At 59.3% G+C, this 16,756-nt stretch carries 17 protein-coding genes; 3 read left to right on the top strand and 14 right to left on the bottom strand.

The window, feature by feature from the left end:
* Positions 1–22: 22 nt before the first annotated feature.
* From INT39_RS05360 to INT39_RS05310, 11 genes are all read right to left on the bottom strand, one after another.
* Positions 23–1,216, bottom strand: coding sequence for an ATP phosphoribosyltransferase regulatory subunit (locus INT39_RS05360; protein ID WP_193072553.1), 1,194 nt, complete (start codon positions 1,214–1,216; stop codon positions 23–25).
* Between the two features lie 15 nt (positions 1,217–1,231).
* Positions 1,232–1,417 carry a DUF2065 domain-containing protein gene (locus INT39_RS05355; protein ID WP_193072551.1) on the bottom strand — a complete coding sequence of 62 codons (186 nt, stop codon included), beginning with the start codon at positions 1,415–1,417 and terminating at the stop codon, positions 1,232–1,234.
* Positions 1,418–1,539: 122 nt separating this feature from the next.
* Positions 1,540–2,412: a protease modulator HflC gene (gene hflC / locus INT39_RS05350; RefSeq protein ID WP_193072549.1), complete on the bottom strand. Its 873-nt coding sequence runs from the start codon at positions 2,410–2,412 to the stop codon at positions 1,540–1,542.
* Positions 2,412–3,614: an FtsH protease activity modulator HflK gene (hflK, locus tag INT39_RS05345; protein WP_193072547.1), complete on the bottom strand. Its 1,203-nt coding sequence runs from the start codon at positions 3,612–3,614 to the stop codon at positions 2,412–2,414. The genes hflC and hflK overlap by 1 nt, the downstream gene beginning before the upstream one ends.
* Positions 3,615–3,732: 118 nt before the next feature.
* Complete coding sequence (hflX, locus tag INT39_RS05340; protein WP_193072540.1) at positions 3,733–5,034, bottom strand: ribosome rescue GTPase HflX; 1,302 nt, start codon at positions 5,032–5,034, stop codon at positions 3,733–3,735.
* A 17-nt stretch (positions 5,035–5,051) separates the two neighbouring features.
* Positions 5,052–5,300 (bottom strand): RNA chaperone Hfq, encoded by a 249-nt coding sequence (gene hfq, locus INT39_RS05335; protein WP_193072527.1) that lies wholly within the window; start codon positions 5,298–5,300, stop codon positions 5,052–5,054.
* 62 nt (positions 5,301–5,362) lie between these two features.
* The gene (miaA, locus tag INT39_RS05330; RefSeq protein WP_193072515.1) at positions 5,363–6,337 is read right to left on the bottom strand and encodes a tRNA (adenosine(37)-N6)-dimethylallyltransferase MiaA; all 975 of its coding nucleotides are present in this window, start codon (positions 6,335–6,337) and stop codon (positions 5,363–5,365) included.
* Positions 6,338–8,197 (bottom strand): DNA mismatch repair endonuclease MutL, encoded by a 1,860-nt coding sequence (mutL, locus tag INT39_RS05325; protein WP_193072505.1) that lies wholly within the window; start codon positions 8,195–8,197, stop codon positions 6,338–6,340.
* A 20-nt stretch (positions 8,198–8,217) separates the two neighbouring features.
* Positions 8,218–9,609, bottom strand: coding sequence for an N-acetylmuramoyl-L-alanine amidase (locus tag INT39_RS05320; RefSeq protein ID WP_193073034.1), 1,392 nt, complete (start codon positions 9,607–9,609; stop codon positions 8,218–8,220).
* A 20-nt stretch (positions 9,610–9,629) separates the two neighbouring features.
* Complete coding sequence (tsaE, locus tag INT39_RS05315) at positions 9,630–10,112, bottom strand: tRNA (adenosine(37)-N6)-threonylcarbamoyltransferase complex ATPase subunit type 1 TsaE (RefSeq protein ID WP_413468900.1); 483 nt, start codon at positions 10,110–10,112, stop codon at positions 9,630–9,632.
* Entirely contained in the window at positions 10,109–11,023 is a 915-nt protein-coding gene (locus INT39_RS05310; RefSeq protein WP_193072485.1) for an NAD(P)H-hydrate dehydratase, read from the bottom strand. The genes tsaE and INT39_RS05310 overlap by 4 nt, the downstream gene beginning before the upstream one ends.
* Positions 11,024–11,040: 17 nt before the next feature.
* Between INT39_RS05310 and queG the strand changes: the two genes are divergently transcribed.
* Entirely contained in the window at positions 11,041–12,114 is a 1,074-nt protein-coding gene (gene queG, locus INT39_RS05305) for a tRNA epoxyqueuosine(34) reductase QueG (RefSeq protein ID WP_193072483.1), read from the top strand.
* On the opposite strand, the gene orn is transcribed toward queG, so the two are convergent.
* A complete protein-coding gene (orn, locus tag INT39_RS05300) occupies positions 12,104–12,646 on the bottom strand; it encodes an oligoribonuclease (protein WP_193072481.1) in 543 nt (180 codons plus the stop codon). The genes queG and orn overlap by 11 nt on opposite strands.
* A gap of 104 nt (positions 12,647–12,750) precedes the next feature.
* On the opposite strand from orn, the gene rsgA reads away from it, so the two are divergent.
* On the top strand, positions 12,751–13,776 hold the full coding sequence (gene rsgA / locus INT39_RS05295) for a small ribosomal subunit biogenesis GTPase RsgA (protein ID WP_193072478.1): 1,026 nt from the start codon (positions 12,751–12,753) through the stop codon (positions 13,774–13,776).
* Position 13,777: 1 nt separating this feature from the next.
* Here rsgA and motB read toward each other — a convergent pair whose 3' ends face one another.
* Both motB and motA read right to left on the bottom strand, forming a co-directional pair.
* A complete protein-coding gene (gene motB, locus INT39_RS05290; RefSeq protein WP_193072470.1) occupies positions 13,778–14,809 on the bottom strand; it encodes a flagellar motor protein MotB in 1,032 nt (343 codons plus the stop codon).
* Positions 14,810–14,812: 3 nt separating this feature from the next.
* The gene (motA, locus tag INT39_RS05285; RefSeq protein WP_193072460.1) at positions 14,813–15,667 is read right to left on the bottom strand and encodes a flagellar motor stator protein MotA; all 855 of its coding nucleotides are present in this window, start codon (positions 15,665–15,667) and stop codon (positions 14,813–14,815) included.
* A 275-nt stretch (positions 15,668–15,942) separates the two neighbouring features.
* Here motA and INT39_RS05280 point away from each other — a divergent pair, with 275 nt between their 5' ends.
* Positions 15,943–16,752: a rhodanese-like domain-containing protein gene (locus INT39_RS05280; protein ID WP_193072458.1), complete on the top strand. Its 810-nt coding sequence runs from the start codon at positions 15,943–15,945 to the stop codon at positions 16,750–16,752.
* Positions 16,753–16,756: the final 4 nt, after the last annotated feature.

The following is a 16,756-nucleotide window of genomic DNA, read 5'->3' as shown; positions in this document are numbered from 1 at the left end:
CCTCACTTGTTAGGAACTGGCCCTAGGCCATGGAAATTTCTTTTACCTGCCAACCATCATTTTCAAAGCGCAAGATCCGGTCACAACCGAAATCTGCCGCTTCAGAATCAAGCTGGCCGGGCAGTGCAACTATTACCCGCTCGCCTTCATGGCGCAGTTGCATGACCTTGTCCTGCAGGCCGGATTGGTTCGCATTCGGTGCCCAGATGCCATGCTCGCGACCGCCAACGTCGATCTGACCACAAGCGACCAGCAGACGCAGGTCGGTGGAGAAGCCGGTGGCCGGACGCGCGCGTCCGAAGTCCCGACCGATCTCATCGTAGCGACCGCCCTGAGCAATACTTTGCCCGGTCCCGGCGACGAAGGCGGCAAAACTCACGCCTGTGTGGTAGTGGTAACCACGCAGCTCCGCCAGGTCGAAATACAGCGGTACCTCAGGATAGCGTCGAGAGATCACCTGGGCGATTTCCGCCAGCTCATCAAGCGCTGCCATGATTGCTTCCGGGGCGCCGTCCAGCATGACATGGGCACGTTCCAGCACTTCAACACCACCGGACAGCTCCGCAAGGCTGCACAGCATGGCGGCCAGGGATGTTTGTTCGATACGCGAGGTCAATTCACGCACCTCGTCCACCGCCTTGCGTTGCAATGCATCGAACAATGCGCGCTCGGCAGGCCCGTCCAGGCCCGCGGCCTGCACCAAGCCACGGTAGATGCCAACGTGACCGATATCCAGATGAACGCCTTCGACGCGGCTGGCTGCCAGGGTTTCAAGCATCAGCGCTATGACTTCGATGTCACTGGCACTGGAGGCATCACCATAGAGTTCGGCACCCAGCTGAATCAGGCTACGGGATGTGGACAGTGGGCGCGGCAAGGTGTGTAGAACACTACCGCAATAGCATAGACGACTGGGGCCTTCGGCACCCAAGGTGTGCGCATCAATGCGCGCCACCTGAGGGGTAATGTCGGCACGCAGACCGAGCATGCGCCCGGACAGCTGGTCGATCATCTTGAAGGTTTGCAATTCCAGATCATGACCGGAGCCGGTCAGGAGAGATTCGAGGTACTCAATGTGTGGGGTGATGACCAGGTCATACCCCCAACGGGAGAACAGATCCAGCAATTGCCGGCGGGCTGCTTCGGTTCGTGCGGCCTCTTCAGGCAGCACTTCTTCGATCCCGTCAGGCAACAGCCAGCGATCAACAGTAGGCATCTTCACAACCTTTATCTAGCGGATCAGGTATAGACAGGCGGTACCCGTCAGCATGCTCAGCAGTCCGGCAATGCGCAATTGACGGTCGCTCATACCGCTTACTTCAGACAGCATTCGCTTCCACAGGCGGGGAGCCAGAAATGGCATCAGGCCTTCCAGAACCAGCACCAGACACAGCGCCGCTGCCAGACTCTGCCACATCTACTCAAACCTCTTCCCGGAACTGCCGGTCACAAAAAAGCCGGGGATGACCCGGCTGCGCGATTGTAGCATGTTTTTGCGTAACCACACCCGTCCAGCGGACGAGCGTGGTCAGTGGCGACTCAAGGTTGTTGCGAACCCTTGAAAAACTTGAAGAAATCACTCTGTGGGTCAAGCACCAGCACGTCGGACTTGCTGGAAAAACTTTCCCGATAAGCCTGCAGACTGCGATAGAAGGAATAGAACTGCGGATCCTTGTTATATGCATCTGCATAGATTGCGGCGGCCTCGGCATCGCCCTGACCTCGGATCTCCTCGGCTTCACGGAAGGCCTCGGCGAGGATCACTCGCTGTTGACGATCAGCATCGGCGCGAATACCTTCGGCCAGCTCGCGACCCTTGGCGCGGTGCTCACGGGCTTCACGCTCACGCTCTGAACTCATCCGCTCGAATACACTGCGGTTGACCTCGCGCGGCAGATCCATGCCCTTGACCCGCACATCGACCACCTCAATACCCAATTCGCGGCTTGCGCTGGCATTCAGGTCGCCAGTGATGTCGGCCATCAGCTGATCACGCTCACCTGCCACGACTTCATGCAAGGTGCGGCGCGCCACTTCGTTGCGCAGACCCGACTCGAGCTGACGCGACAGGCGTTCTTCGGCAATGGAGCGAACGCCGGAGGTAGCGGTGTAATACCGCTGCACATTGGCAATTCGCCACTTGGCAAAGGAGTCCACCATCAACGCCTTCTTCTCCAGCGTCAGATAACGCTGGGTAGCGGTATCCAGCGTCAGCAGACGGCCGTCGAACAGTTTGGCTTCCTGCACAAAGGGCAGTTTGAAGTGCAGCCCCGGAGGGACGTCATCACGTACGACCTTACCAAACTGCAGCACCAGGCCACGCTGGGTCTGCTCGACGATGAAGAAACTGTTCAAACCAACCACGATCACTACCAGCGCGGCTATGAGTCCGAATATCGACTTGTTACTCATCAGCGGGTCTCCCTTGTACGCAGATCGCGCTGCTGCAATTGCACCGGCAGACGTGTCGAAGCGTCCGCTCCGGTGGTAGACGAAGCAGAGGAAGACGACGAGGACGAGCCCCCACTACCCTGCTGCATCAACTTGTCGATCGGCAGGTACAGGAGATTGTTGCTGCCATCGCCTGATACCATGATCTTGCTGGTATTACTCAGCACTTCCTGCATCGACTCGATAAACATCCGCTCGCGCATCACTTCCGGAGCCTGACGGTATTCGGCAATCAACAGATTGAAGCGTTCCGCCTCACCCTCTGCCCTGGCGACCATGGCCTGACGGTAACCACTGGCTTCCTCCAGCAGGCGCTGAGCTTGACCACGAGCTTCCGGAATCACGCCGTTGGCGTAGGATTCGGCCTGGTTACGCTCACGCACCTCATCTTCCCGAGCACGAATCACGTCATCAAACGCGTCCTGAACCTCAGCGGGTGCCCGGGCGCTCTCGATGTTCACCTGAACCACAGTGATGCCGGTCTGATAAGCATCCAGATAGCGCTGCAGACGCTCGGTGGTCTCGATACCCATCTGCTCACGACCTTCGGTCAGCACCTGGTGCATGGGGGTAGAACCCACCACGTGACGCAGAGCACTCTCGGTAGCATGGCGCAAACTGACTTCCGGATCTTCGACTTTCAGTACAAAGTTTTCCAGATTGGATATCCGGTATTGCACCGCCAGCGGCACTTCAACGATGTTCTCGTCTTCGGTCAGCATCTGACCTTCCTGACGATAGGAACGAACCTGAGTAACGTTGCGCTGAAACTTCTTCTCGATCGGCGGGAAATAGATATGCAGACCGGACTCAACGGTACGGTTGTACTCACCGAAACGCAGCACGACCGCCTGCTCCTGCTCGTCGACCTTGTAGACGGCACTGAACAGCCAGAAAACGAACAGAATCAGAACGCCGATGACCCACAATCCCTTGGGAATGCCCTGACCACCACCGACCCGGCGACCGCTGCCACCGTCACCACTGCCGCGTTTCTTGTTGCCAAAAATGCCGTTCAAGCTGTCCTGCAGTTTGCGCAGTGCCTCATCCAGATCGGGCGGTCCCTGCTTGCCGCCACGGTTATCGCCGCCGCGGTTACCACCACTTCCCCAGGGATCCTGGTTATTCGAATTGTTACCGCCACCAGGCTCATTCCACGCCATAGCGTTCTCCGTTGTCCAAAACCATGAAACTGCCTCTGCCGGCGTGGATGGCCGGCGCAGTCATTTCCGCAATCCTACAGCAAATGCGGACCGCTGCGCGAACCGCAACCGCTATCCATTATTGCAAAGTGTGTTGTTCGAGAAATCTTTCCAGCTGCCAACCTTCACGCTTGAGCAGGCGATTAAAATCGCTACGCTGCAAACGCAGATCCAGTTCCTGCCGGCCATCTTCCGCAATACGCTCTGCAGTGACCGCGCCGACAGCGTAAAACTGCGCCCGCAGCCGGGCCTCGTCATGTCCCAGCACAATGCTTTGCTGCACGACATCTTCCGACAGACGCTCAGCAATGGCCTGAGCCAGCAGATCCATCCCGACACCGTCGCGCGCAGACAACCAGACCCGGACCGCCACACCATTGCCATCACGCTGGATCTGCGGCTCAAAGTGCTCCAGCAGATCGATCTTGTTGTAGACCTCCAGCGTCGGCAGCGCACTGGCTCCGATCTCGTCCAGTACCAGGTTCACCTGTTCGATATTCGACATCCGCTCCGCATCTGCCGCGTCGATCACGTGCAGCAGCAGGTCGGCCTGGCTGGATTCCTCCAGCGTGGCACGAAACGCTTCGATCAATTTGTGTGGCAGATGACGAATGAACCCGACCGTGTCCGCCACGATCACCGGACCTATGTCATCCAGCTCAACTCGACGCAAGGTAGGGTCGAGCGTGGCGAACAGTTGATCGGCAGCGTACACCGCGGATTCAGTAAGCATATTGAACAGCGTGGATTTGCCAGCGTTGGTATAACCGACCAGCGAGACGACGGGGATTTCGGCGCGACGCCGCGCACGACGCGCCTGCTCACGCTGACCGCGCACCTTTTCCAGACGTTTGGTGATCTGCTTGATGCGCGCACGCAACAGGCGACGGTCTGTTTCCAACTGGGTTTCCCCCGGACCGCGCAGACCAATACCGCCCTTTTGACGCTCAAGGTGAGTCCAGCCACGGACCAGACGGGTACTCAGATGATCCAACTGGGCAAGCTCGACCTGCAGCTTGCCCTCATGGGTACGGGCACGTTGAGCAAAGATATCCAGGATCAGACCGGTGCGGTCAATCACCCGACATTCAAGCTCACGCTCGAGGTTGCGCTCCTGACTGGGAGTCAGCACGTGGTTGAAAATGACCAGATCACTCTCACCGGAGCTGACCAGGCCGCGCAACTCATCGACCTTGCCCGCACCGATCAGAAAGCGAGGACTGGGCTGGTAACGGCTGACGGTCAAAAAGTCAGTGACCTCTGCCCCTGCCGAGCGCACCAGTTCGAGAAACTCATGAGGGTCTTCACGGTTCTGCTCATCCTGGCCTTCCAGGTGAACGAGTACTGCGCGCTCACCCCCCTCATGACGTTCAAAGAACAATCAGGCCTCCCGTACTATCAAGGATTCTCAGCCTCGACTTCATCACCAGGCATCGGCAAACGTACCGGACGGCCCGGAACTACTGTCGAAATCGCATGTTTGTAGACCATCTGGCTGACAGTGTTCTTCAGCAGAATGACGAACTGGTCGAAAGATTCGATCTGGCCCTGCAACTTGATGCCGTTGACCAGGTAGATGGATACCGGAACACGTTCCTTACGCAGAACGTTCAGGTAAGGGTCTTGTAGTGAATGCCCTTTTGACATTGCCTCACTCCTTATGGAAACCATTATGGGAACCGCTTATAAATTAAAAACATATGAAAAGACTATATGGCGATTGACCCGAGGTGTTTCAAGAGCTTGTCCGATCTTTTCGGATCCAGGCTGTCGAACCATTCAATATCCTCATGCCAACCGCGCAACCAGGTAAACTGCCGCTTTGCCAACTGCCGGGTGGCAATCACACCGCGTTCGACCATTTCCTCGAGGGAGAGTTTCCCTTCGAGATAGTCCCACGCCTGCCGGTACCCCACTGCGCGAACCGACGGCATCGACACATCCAGATCCCCCCGCGCATGCAAGGCCTGCACTTCTGCAATGAACCCCTGTTCAAGCATCAGCGAAAAGCGCAAGGCAATACGTTCATGGAGGATATGCCGCTCGCGGGGAGCCACAGCCACATAGCGCGTAGTATAGGACATATTAGCCCCGCCAGTCGCCTTGCTTTCGGCATTTTCCAGTGCCTGACGGGCGTGCCAATCGGTCAGCGTCACGCCGCTCAGCAGAAACACTTCATAGGCGCGTTGAATACGTTGCGGGTCATTGGGGTGAATACGCGTAGCGGAGACCGGATCGACCTTCGCAAGCTCGGTGTGAACCGCCTCCCAGCCCTGCTCCAGCGCCATGAACTCGATGCGCTGACGTACTGCCGGATCGGCGGCGGGCATTTGCGCCAGCCCACCAGCCAGCGCCTTGTAATACAACATGGTACCGCCAACCAGCACCGGAATGCGGCCGCGCGCAATGATATCGGTGATCAACTGCTGGGCATCAGTGCGAAAACGCGCAGCGGAGTAAGCTTCCGCCGGATCGAGAATATCCACCAGGTGGTGCGGATAGCGGGCCAGGGTGGCGGCATCGGGCTTGGCAGTACCTATATCCATACCGCGATAGACCAACGCCGAGTCCACGCTGATCAACTCGCAGGGCAGGCGATCAGCCAGATGCAATGCCATATCGGTCTTGCCCGCCGCGGTCGGCCCCATCAGGCAGATCACCGTGGGTACAACAGGATGGCTCATCTAGCGACCTCGCAAAAACAGCTTGTCCAGCTCAGCCATGCTCATGCGCGTCCAGGTCGGGCGCCCGTGGTTGCACTGGCCGCTGCGTTCAGTCTGTTCCATGTCACGCAACAGCCCATTCATTTCCGCCAGGGTCAGACGTCGGTTGGCGCGCACCGAGCCATGGCACGCCATGGTTGCCAGCAGCTCGTTGCGGTGCGCCTCGATACGGTCACTGGTACCGAACTCCATCAGGTCGGACAGCACGTCCTGCACCAGCTGGGCGGCATCGGCCTGACGCAGCAGCGCCGGGATCTCGCGGATCGCCAGCGTCTCCGGCCCCATGCGCTGCAGGGCAAAGCCCAACCGGGCAAACCAGGCAGCATGTTCCTCGGCGCAATCGGCCTGACTCTGACTCACCGCCATGGATTCGGGTACCAGCAGTGGCTGGCTGCGTAGCCCCTCCAGTTCCATCGCCTGCTTCAAGCGCTCATAGGTGATGCGTTCGTGGGCAGCGTGCATATCCACCACCACCAGGCCCTCAGCGTTTTCTGCAAGGATGAACACACCATGCAACTGCGCCAATGCATAGCCCAGCGGCGGAATCTCGCCAACCTCTTCCGCTGCCGGCATCTGAGGTTGACTGCCTGCCTCACCATAGAGCCCGGCATAACCCTGACGGGCGCTCGCCAGTGCCTGAGGTGAGGGTCGCTCCAAGGCGGTAGGCACGCTCGTCCAGGCCGCGGCCGGCTCGTTGAGCGGCATATGCGTCTGCCCGGAGAATACCCCGGCACTCAGCCCACTCACAGTGGGCATGGCCGCGGGCTGCAACACATCGCTGCCGGCCGATTCATCCACAGCCGGACCTTGCGAGTCCGGCCGCTGATCCGCCAGTGCGCGGTACAGGGTACTGAACAGGAAGTCATGCACCATACGGCCGTCACGAAAGCGCACCTCATGCTTGGTCGGATGCACGTTCACATCCACCACGGCGGGATCCACTTCGAGAAACAGCACAAACGTCGGATGACGACCATTGAACAGCACGTCACGATAGGCCTGGCGCACCGCGTGGGCCACCAGCTTGTCGCGAATCAGGCGACCGTTGACGCAAAAATACTGCAGATCAGCCTGACTGCGAGAAAAGGTCGGCAAGCCGACCCAACCCCATAAGCGCAGCCCACTGCGCTCATGATCGATGGTCAGAGACTGCTCGACAAACGCCGGGCCACAGATGCTGGCAACCCGCCGCTGCGCCTCTTGCTCAGTATGCGCCGGGCGCAGGCTGAGCACCGAGCGGCCGTTATGGCGCAGGTTGAAAGCCACATCGAAACGCGACAATGCCAAGCGCTTGACGACTTCCTCCAGATGGCCGAATTCGGTTTTTTCCGTACGCAGGAATTTTCGTCGCGCCGGCGTATTGAAGAACAGGTCACGCACTTCCACGGTGGTACCGCGTGGATGCGCTGCCGGCTGTACCCGCGGATTCATGTCGCGGCCTTCGGTTTCCACCTGCCAGGCCTGGTCCGCCGCTTCGGCGCAAGACGTCAGCATCAGCCGCGATACCGAGGCCACAGAGGCCAGGGCCTCGCCCCTAAAGCCCAGGGTCGCCACGCGCTCCAGGTCATCCAGGTCCATGATCTTGCTGGTGGCATGCCGTGACAGCGCCAGCGGCAGGTCGCTTTCATCAATACCGCAGCCGTCATCACGCACCCGCAGCAGCTTCACGCCGCCCTGCTCGACCTCGATATCGACACGCGTGGCGCCGGCGTCCAGGCTGTTTTCCAGTAACTCCTTGATCACCGATGAGGGGCGCTCGACAACTTCACCGGCCGCGATCTGGTTAGCCAGTCGCGGATTCAACAATTGTATTCGGGGCATATCAGGCTTCAATGGCGGTATCAGGGGTCATTCTTGACCAGCATATTGCCAGCCGGCACCTTGAGCACCTGGCCGACGCGGATCTGATCGCCGCCCAGCCGGTTGGCTTGGCGCAAACTGGCCAGGCTGACTTCATAGCGAGTGGCGATCATCGACAGGGTATCACCCCGGGTCACGGTATGCTCACGCGGTCCCTGGGCCAACTGGCCACTGTTTTTCAAGGCAGCGATACGGGTACCGGGCGGCGGGTTACGATGGAAATAGCCGAGAATGCCGCTGTGCATGGCTCGCGCCAACCCCTGCTGATGACTGCGTGTGACCAGCTTCCTGGCCTCACCGGGGTTGGAAATGAAGCCGGTTTCCACCAGGATCGAAGGGATATCCGGCGACTTGAGCACCATGAAACCGGCCTGCTCGACCCGACGCTTGTGCAGCGGCGTCAGCTTGCTGATAGAGCTCAACACCTGTTGCCCTACATCGAGGCTGGCGGACAGGGTGGCCGTCATCGACAAGTCCAGAAGCACACTGGCCAGCACCTGGTCCTTGTTGTCCAGACTCACCCCACCCACTCCACCGATCAAGTCGGAGCGGTTTTCCCGATCAGCCAGCAGACGGGCAGTTTCCGAGGTAGCGCCGCGATCGGACAGGGCGAATACTGACGCACCGAATGCACTGGGCCGAGTAAAGGCGTCGGCATGAATGGACACGAACAGATCAGCACTGTGCTTGCGGGCGATTTCGGTACGCTTGCGCAGCGGGATGAAATAGTCCCCGGTGCGCACCAGTACCGCCTTGAATCCCGGCTCGGCATCGATCATGCCCTTCAGATCCTTGGCGATGGCCAGTACCACGTTCTTTTCCAACGCCTTGTTATGACCAATGGCGCCGGGATCTTCCCCGCCATGCCCAGCGTCCAGGGCGACGACAATGTCACGCTGCCCCGCTTCCGCCACGGAACGGCTCGGGGTCTGCGGCAAGGGAGAAGCACTCGGTTCTGCGGTAGCCGGTAGCTTCCGTTGTGGCTCGTTATCGTAGAGGTCGATCACCAACCGGTGGCCATACTGCTGGTTCGGCGGCAATGAAAAACTCTTGGGTTTGACCTCGCGAGACAGATCCAGCACCACACGCAGATCACTGCCATCCCGGGCAGCGGAGCGCACCCCGGTCAAGGGCGTATCCTGCAGCGGTAGATCGCTGGTGCTGGCCGAGAAGCTGGCACCGGAGATGTCGATGACAATGCGTTCAGGACTGGAGAGAGTAAATAGTTTGTGATCGGCCGGCCCGGTGAGATCGAAGACCAGCCGCGTGTTGTCCGGCGCTCGCCAGAGTCGCACGCTCTCGATCTGGGCTGCGTGCAGCAGACCACCAAACAGCATGCTGAGTGTCGTCAGCAATACCGTCACGATACGCATCGTCATTGCTTTTATTGTCATCACGGCGTTGCTTCGCCTCTTGTGCTGTACAGATTTTGGCCAGCAGCCAGGCCCCGTTCCCCCTGCCCGTCAATCTGCAACCGTCTACCATCACCGTCAATCATGATATTGATGACCAGATCCGGCTGCGGCAACATGCCCTGTCCCTTCGCGGGCCATTCTATCAGACACAGGCTATTGTCCGAAAAGTAGTCGCGAATGCCGAGAAACTCCAGTTCTTCGGGGTCAGCCAGTCGGTACAGATCAAAATGGTAGATAGTGTGCTGGCCCAGTTCATAAGGCTCTACCAAGGTAAAGGTCGGGCTTTTTACTGCGCCAACATGACCGGCAGCGCGGATCAGGCCGCGGCTGAGGGTCGTCTTGCCCGCGCCGAGATCGCCCACCAGCCAGACGCTGCCGCGCCAGTCAAGAGCCTTACCAATAGCCGCGCCCAGGCGCTCCATGGCCTGATCACCTTGTGCATACAATTCCAGGGTCATCAAATATTCCGGTTCAGGTAGTAACGTATGGATGAAATTAAATCACTGGCCAGCATACCCAGCAGGCCGTCCTGCCCTGCCACTCGATCACCGGCCAGAGCATGCAGCAGCACCGCGTAACGCGCTGCGGTCCCAGCGTCCAGATGCTGCGCCAGCAGTGCGCCGATCACGCCGGACAACACATCCCCCATGCCGGCGCTGGCCATACCCGGATTGCCGTATGGGCACAATCCCGGCAGCCGCTCTTTTCCAGGACCTGCCACCAGCGAGTCCACACCCTTGAGGACAGCTGCACAGGCGAAGCGTTCCGCCAACTGCTCAACCGCTGCCAGCCGATCAGCTTGGATATCGATGGTATGGCAGGCCAGCAATCGGGCTGCTTCAGCGGGGTGCGGCGTGATTACCGTCTGCCTGCCCAGCCGGACCGGCCGTGGCATGTTGGCGATACTGTTCAGCGCATCCGCATCAAGAATCCGCGGCACATCATGCTTCAACACCTGCGTCAGCATCCGCTCAGCCCAGGCATCACGACCCAGCCCCGGCCCCAGCACCACCGCACTGGCCTGCCCAAGCAGCGGTGCCAATTGTGCCGGATCATCCACCCCGTGCGCCATCACTTCCGGGCAGCGGGCCAGCATAGATACTACATGTTCACTGCGAGTGGCCACGCTGACTTTGCCGGCACCACAGCGCAGCGCGGTTTCTGCCGCCAGCATGATAGCGCCGCCCATGCCATGGTTGCCGCCAATTACCAGCAAATGACCGAACATACCCTTGTGCGCGTCCCGCGGGCGTGCCGGGAGGTGCTGTTGATATGCTGCAAGATCCAACCGTTCCAGCTGAGAAGGCAGTGAGTCAGGACGCATGGACATGTCACCCGGGCCAATGTCTGGCAGAATTATACGTTCACTCAAGCATAGACCCCAGCCCCATGCCCGATACCACCGCCGACTATGTACTGCTCGCCGCACAGATCCGCGACATTGCCACCGAGCTGGGGTTCCAGCAGCTGGGCATCAGTGATCCGGATATCGGCACCCATGAGCAGCGGTTACAACAATGGCTGGATGCCGGCTACCACGGCGAGATGGCGTGGATGGCCAGCCATGGCAGCAAGCGCACACAGCCGGCTGAGCTGGTGCCGGGCACACAGCGGGTCATCTCGGTACGCATGGATTATCTGCCCACCGATACCCGGATGGCCAAGCGCCTGGCCAATCGCGACGCGGCGTATATTTCCCGCTACGCTCTGGGACGCGACTATCACAAGTTGATCCGACGCCGCCTGCAGCAACTGGCAGAACGCATCCAGGAGCTGATCGGTCCGTTCGGCTTTCGTGCCTTTGTCGACAGCGCCCCCGTCATGGAACGCGCACTGGCGACGCGCGCCGGGCTGGGCTGGATCGGTAAGAACACTATGCTGCTGAATCGCAAGGCCGGCAGTTTCTTCTTCCTTGGCGAACTGTATACCGACCTCCCGCTGCCCACCGATGAAGCCTATGAGCAAGAGCACTGTGGTAGTTGCACCGCCTGTCTGAGCAAGTGCCCGACGGATGCTTTCATCGGCCCCCACGTACTGGATGCCCGGCGCTGCATTTCCTATCTGACCATCGAACTCAAGGGAGCCGTTCCCGAGGAACTGCGCCCGCTGATGGGCAATCGGGTGTTCGGTTGTGATGACTGTCAGCTGGTCTGCCCCTGGAATAAATTCGCCAAACCCACCGGCGAACCGGATTTCAGTCCACGCCATCAACTGGACCAAGCCGAGCTGATCAGTCTGTTCCGCTGGGATGAAGAGCAATACCTGAAGAATACCGAAGGCTCGCCGCTGCGGCGCATCGGTCACGAACGATGGCTACGCAACCTGGCCATCGGGTTGGGCAATGCACATACCAGCATCCCGGTGATCGACGCACTGAACAGCCGGCTCGACCACCCTTCCGAGCTGGTACGTGAGCATGTGCAATGGGCATTGACACAGCATGGAGCCGCGGTCACACCTTGATGAAATGCTCGCGGTAGTACTGCAGTTCGGCGATCGAGTCGCGGATGTCGTCCATCGCCAGATGGCTGCTTTCCTTGGTGAAGCCATCACGCACCGTCGGCGCCCAACGTGCGGCCAGCTCCTTGAGCGTGGACACGTCAAGGTTACGATAATGGAAGAACTGTTCCAGGCTCGGCATGCCCCGGTACAGGAAGCGTCGATCCTGACAGATGCTGTTGCCACACATGGGTGAGCGCCCTGCCGGCACCCATTTGCAGAGGAACTCCAGGGTCATCTGTTCGGCTTCAGCCGGGCTGATGACGCTGTCCTTGACCCGCTGAACCAAGCCTGACTGATTATGCTGACGGGTATTCCACTCATCCATCCCATCCAGCAGCGCGTCAGGCTGCTTGACTGCCAACGCAGGCCCCTCGGCCAATACGTTCAGCTGGGCATCAGTGATGATAGTGGCAATCTCGATGATCACGTCCTTGTCCGAATCAAGACCCGTCATTTCCAGGTCAATCCAGATCAGGTTGTCCGGGTGTTTCATATTCACTCCTATCTGTTATGGATGCTGTTTTACCGCATTCCCGAGTAGATTCAGTATACGCGCCCCGTGCTACACTGCGGCGGATTCTCAAGATGCAATAACACATGGCCAAGCGACATCTCACACGACGCCAGAGCTGGCGGATTCAGAAAGTCCAGGACGAGCGCAGCGCGCGCGCCACGAGGCGCGCAGACATTGCGGAAGAAACGCTACTCGGCGGCGACCTGGGGCCCGAACAGGAAGGTCAGGTCATCGCGCATTTCGGTGTGCAGGTGGATGTCGAAGCCTCGTCTGGTCCGCTGCAAGGCCAGATCCGACGCTGCCATCGAAGGGCCAACCTGCCGGCACTGGTCACCGGTGACCGCATTGTCTGGCGCGCCGACAATCAGCAGGGCGGCGTGATTGTCGCACTGCAGCCGCGACGTACCGAACTGTACCGCCCCGATCATCGCGGCCAGTTGAAGCCGGTGGCTGCCAACGTTGACCGCCTGGTCATCGTCTTTGCTCCTTTGCCCACTCCGCACAGCAATCTGATCGACCGTTATCTGGTCGCAGCCGAACAGGCTGGGCTGGAACCGCTATTGGTATTGAACAAGGCTGACTTGCTGGATGAGGGCGATTACGCGCACATTCGCGCCTGGCTGGATGACTACGCCCGCCTGGGCTACCGCACGCTGTGTCTGTCGGCGGGCTCCGGTGAAGGGCTGGACGGCTTGCGCGAAGAGCTGCGCGATCACGTCAACGTACTGGTCGGTCAGTCAGGGGTCGGCAAATCATCCCTGATCAATGCGCTGCTGCCGGATGTGGATCTGCGCGTTGGTGCGCTGTCGGAAATGACCGGCAAGGGCATGCACACCACCACCACCGCAAGACTGTTCCACTTTCCTGCCGGCGGGGATCTGATCGACTCTCCCGGTATCCGCGAATTCGGTCTGACCCATATCAGTTCCGATGACCTGCTGGAAGGCTTTATCGAGTTTCGGCCGTTTCTGGGGCATTGCCGCTTTCGCGACTGCCAGCATAAGCACGAACCGGGCTGCGCCTTGCTTGAGGCCGTGGCCAGCGGAGAAATCTCGGCCAGCCGGATACAAAGCTATCGGCATATTCTCACCAGCCTCGGCAGCAACTGACCTACTGGCCGATCAGCTGCAGTGGCTGGTCCGCATCCTCAAACAGGTTACGCGGAGGCTGCGCTGGCAATAGCGGAGGTTGATCAGACTCCACGGCCGGTTCTTCCCGGGGTTCCGGCACCCCCTCGGCGGCAGACGCCGGCTCCGCCGTGGGGCGTTCCTGCTCCGGGTCCGTTTCTACCGCTGTAGCACCCGCCTGGCGGGCCATATCCTGCTCCGCACGCTTGTTCATGACCACAATATCGATCCGTCGATTGATCGGGTTCAGTGGATTGCCCGGATCGAACAGTGCCGAATCGGCATACCCCACCACCCGCGCCACCTGATGCTCGGGATAGCCGGCGATCAATAGCGTACGTCGCGCGGCATTCGCCCTCTGAGTCGATAGCTCCCAATTGCCGTAGTCCGGGTGCCCGGTATAAGGCATGGCATCCGTATGGCCACTGATGCTGATCTTTTTCGGCACCTTGGCAATGGTGTCGGTCAGCGTCAGCAGAATCTCTTCGAAATAGGGTTGCAGCTCAGGACTGCCACTGGCGAACATCGGCCGGTTTTCTGCATCGACTATCTGGATGCGCAATCCTTCCAGAGTGAACTCCATCAGAATCTGGTCACGGAAGCGCTGCAGAACCGGCTCGGAGTCGATCTTGTTCTGCAATTCCTGCAATAACAGATCCAGCTCGCGCAGCTCCATCTTGTCTGGCAATGAGTCAACCTCCGGTTCCGCCGGCAGCGGAGGCGGCTCGACATCGGCAACCATCTCGTTGAGGGTACGTTGCGGCGCCGGGACCGGTGATCCACCCAGATCAATCGGATGCGGACTGCCGCCATCGAAATTGATCGGGTCCTTGAAGTACGCAGAGACCATTTTCAGCTGCTCCGGCGTGGCCACGGTCACCAGCCACATCACCAGAAAGAACGCCATCATGGCGATCGCGAAGTCGGCAAAAGCGATCTTCCAGGAGCCACCGTGATGTCCTGCGGCCTTGCGGCTGACCCGCTTGACGATAATCGGCTGGTCGTTATTACTCACCGATCAGCGCCCCTTGACCGAGGCTTCCAGCTCGGCAAAGCTGGGGCGCTGATCGGGCAGCAATGATTTGCGACCGAACTCTACCGCCAGCGCCGGCGGCAAACCCTGCGCGCTGGCTACCAGACACATCTTGATCGCTTCATAGGTATTGGCTTCCTCAGTGGCTTCATGCTGCATTGCGGCACTGAATGGGCCGACAAAACCGTAGGCCGCCAGGATACCAAGAAAGGTACCCACCAGCGCCGTCCCCACCTTCTCGCCGATCAATGCGTTATCCGCCTCGCCAAGAATGCTCATAGTGATAACGATACCCAGCACGGCGGCGACGATACCAAAACCCGGCAGCGCATCAGCGACCCGATTCACCGCATGCGACGGCTCGCTCAGCTCTTCGGTGAGCGTGGAGATTTCCACATCGAACAGCGCCTCCAGCTCATGCGGCGCCATGGTGCCGGTGGACATGATCCGCAGGTAGTCACAAATGAAGGCGGTCATATGGGCATCCTTGAGAATGGCCGGATATTTCGCGAAAATCAGACTTTCCTGCGGCTCCTCGATATCCACTTCGATCGCCATCATGCCCTCACGGCGGCTCTTGTTGAGGATTTCATAGAGCAGCCCGAGCACATCAAGATAGAAAGGCTTATTGAAGCGGTGTCCGAAGAAGATGATCGGGATCTTGCGAAACACCGCCTTAACCGTCGCCATGTTGTTCGCAACCAGAAAAGCACCCAGCGCGGCGCCGAGGATGATCACGATCTCGAACGGGTGCCACAATGCGGCCAGTTTCCCTCCAGACATCATGAATCCACCCAGCACACTGACCAGCACCACCACATAACCCGCTATTTTCAGCATAAAAACTGCGATCCCCAATAAACATATTCTGTCTGGCGTACTGTCAGCCCAGCGAAATAACCATGTTCGCGTTATGGTCAGCCGAGTCGCAAAGCAGACCGATTCCAGCCACTGCGTAGTATATCGGCGACCGGCTCGCAATCCTGAGCGCAGTTCGTAACCTAATAATGCCATTCATCGCATGGGTATTTCAGGTTGGATTCCGGTTTTGTTGTTTTTGCTCTGTATAATCCTTTTCAACAAACAAAAGGAACTCCCTGGAAATTGGAAAAACCATGACCACGCCCTCATTACCTTTACTGCTGGAGCCGAGCCAGCTGCCGAGTCAGCTTGAGCCAAGCCTGTTCCGGCTGGTGGATCTGAGCAAATCAGAGCAGTACCTGGCCGGTCATATCCCCGGCGCCGTGCATCTGCCACCCAATAGCATCACCACTCCTGCGCCGACGCCGGGCTTTCTGCCTGATGTGACCAGTCTGCAGCAGATTTTCGGGGCGCTGGGCCATCATTCCGAGCTGCATTATATTGTCTATGACGACGAAGGCGGTGGTTGGGCCGGACGCTTCATCTGGATTCTCGACAGTATCGGTCACACCCGTTACAGCTATCTCAATGGCGGCCTGAAAGCCTGGCAGGCTGAAGATCGCCCACTGGAACAGGAAGTCCATCAGGCCGAACCGACCCAGCCCACCCTGGTGCTCAATAACGAGCATTCGGTGACGGCACAAACGCTGATGGCGGAGCCTGATCATCCGGATCGGATCATCTGGGATGCCCGCTCGCCGGCGGAGTACCGCGGCGAGAAAGTGCTGGCTGCCAAGGGCGGGCACATTCCCGGCGCGATCAATTTCGAATGGACAGCAGGCATGGACTCCCAGCGCGGCCTGCGTCTACGTTCCGATCTCGCCGAACAGCTATCGGCGCTGGGTATTACCCCTGACCGGGAGGTGGTCACCCATTGTCAGACTCACCACCGTTCCGGCTTCACTTATCTGGCGGCCAAGATCCTTGGCTATCCACGGGTCAAGGCCTACGCCGGCTCCTGGTCCGAATGGGGCAACCACCCCGACACTCCCGTTGAATTCTGAGGCT

The organism is Pseudomonas sp. FME51 (assembly GCF_014897305.1).
This window is presented reverse-complemented; position numbering and strand designations above follow the sequence as displayed.

Bases quoted from the DNA above. Each gene is read 5' to 3' on its own strand.
- motA (WP_193072460.1), bottom strand. From the start codon at position 15,667: ATGCTGAAAATAGCGGGTTATGTGGTGGTGCTGGTCAGTGTGCTGGGT.
- INT39_RS05355 (WP_193072551.1), bottom strand. From the start codon at position 1,417: ATGTGGCAGAGTCTGGCAGCGGCGCTGTGTCTGGTGCTGGTTCTGGAA.
- INT39_RS05360 (WP_193072553.1), bottom strand. From the start codon at position 1,216: ATGCCTACTGTTGATCGCTGGCTGTTGCCTGACGGGATCGAAGAAGTG.
- hflK (WP_193072547.1), bottom strand. From the start codon at position 3,614: ATGGCGTGGAATGAGCCTGGTGGCGGTAACAATTCGAATAACCAGGAT.
- hflC (WP_193072549.1), bottom strand. From the start codon at position 2,412: ATGAGTAACAAGTCGATATTCGGACTCATAGCCGCGCTGGTAGTGATC.
- INT39_RS05280 (WP_193072458.1), top strand. From the start codon at position 15,943: ATGACCACGCCCTCATTACCTTTACTGCTGGAGCCGAGCCAGCTGCCG.
- miaA (WP_193072515.1), bottom strand. From the start codon at position 6,337: ATGAGCCATCCTGTTGTACCCACGGTGATCTGCCTGATGGGGCCGACC.
- mutL (WP_193072505.1), bottom strand. From the start codon at position 8,197: ATGCCCCGAATACAATTGTTGAATCCGCGACTGGCTAACCAGATCGCG.
- rsgA (WP_193072478.1), top strand. From the start codon at position 12,751: ATGGCCAAGCGACATCTCACACGACGCCAGAGCTGGCGGATTCAGAAA.
- INT39_RS05320 (WP_193073034.1), bottom strand. From the start codon at position 9,609: ATGCGTATCGTGACGGTATTGCTGACGACACTCAGCATGCTGTTTGGT.
- orn (WP_193072481.1), bottom strand. From the start codon at position 12,646: ATGAAACACCCGGACAACCTGATCTGGATTGACCTGGAAATGACGGGT.
- queG (WP_193072483.1), top strand. From the start codon at position 11,041: ATGCCCGATACCACCGCCGACTATGTACTGCTCGCCGCACAGATCCGC.
- hfq (WP_193072527.1), bottom strand. From the start codon at position 5,300: ATGTCAAAAGGGCATTCACTACAAGACCCTTACCTGAACGTTCTGCGT.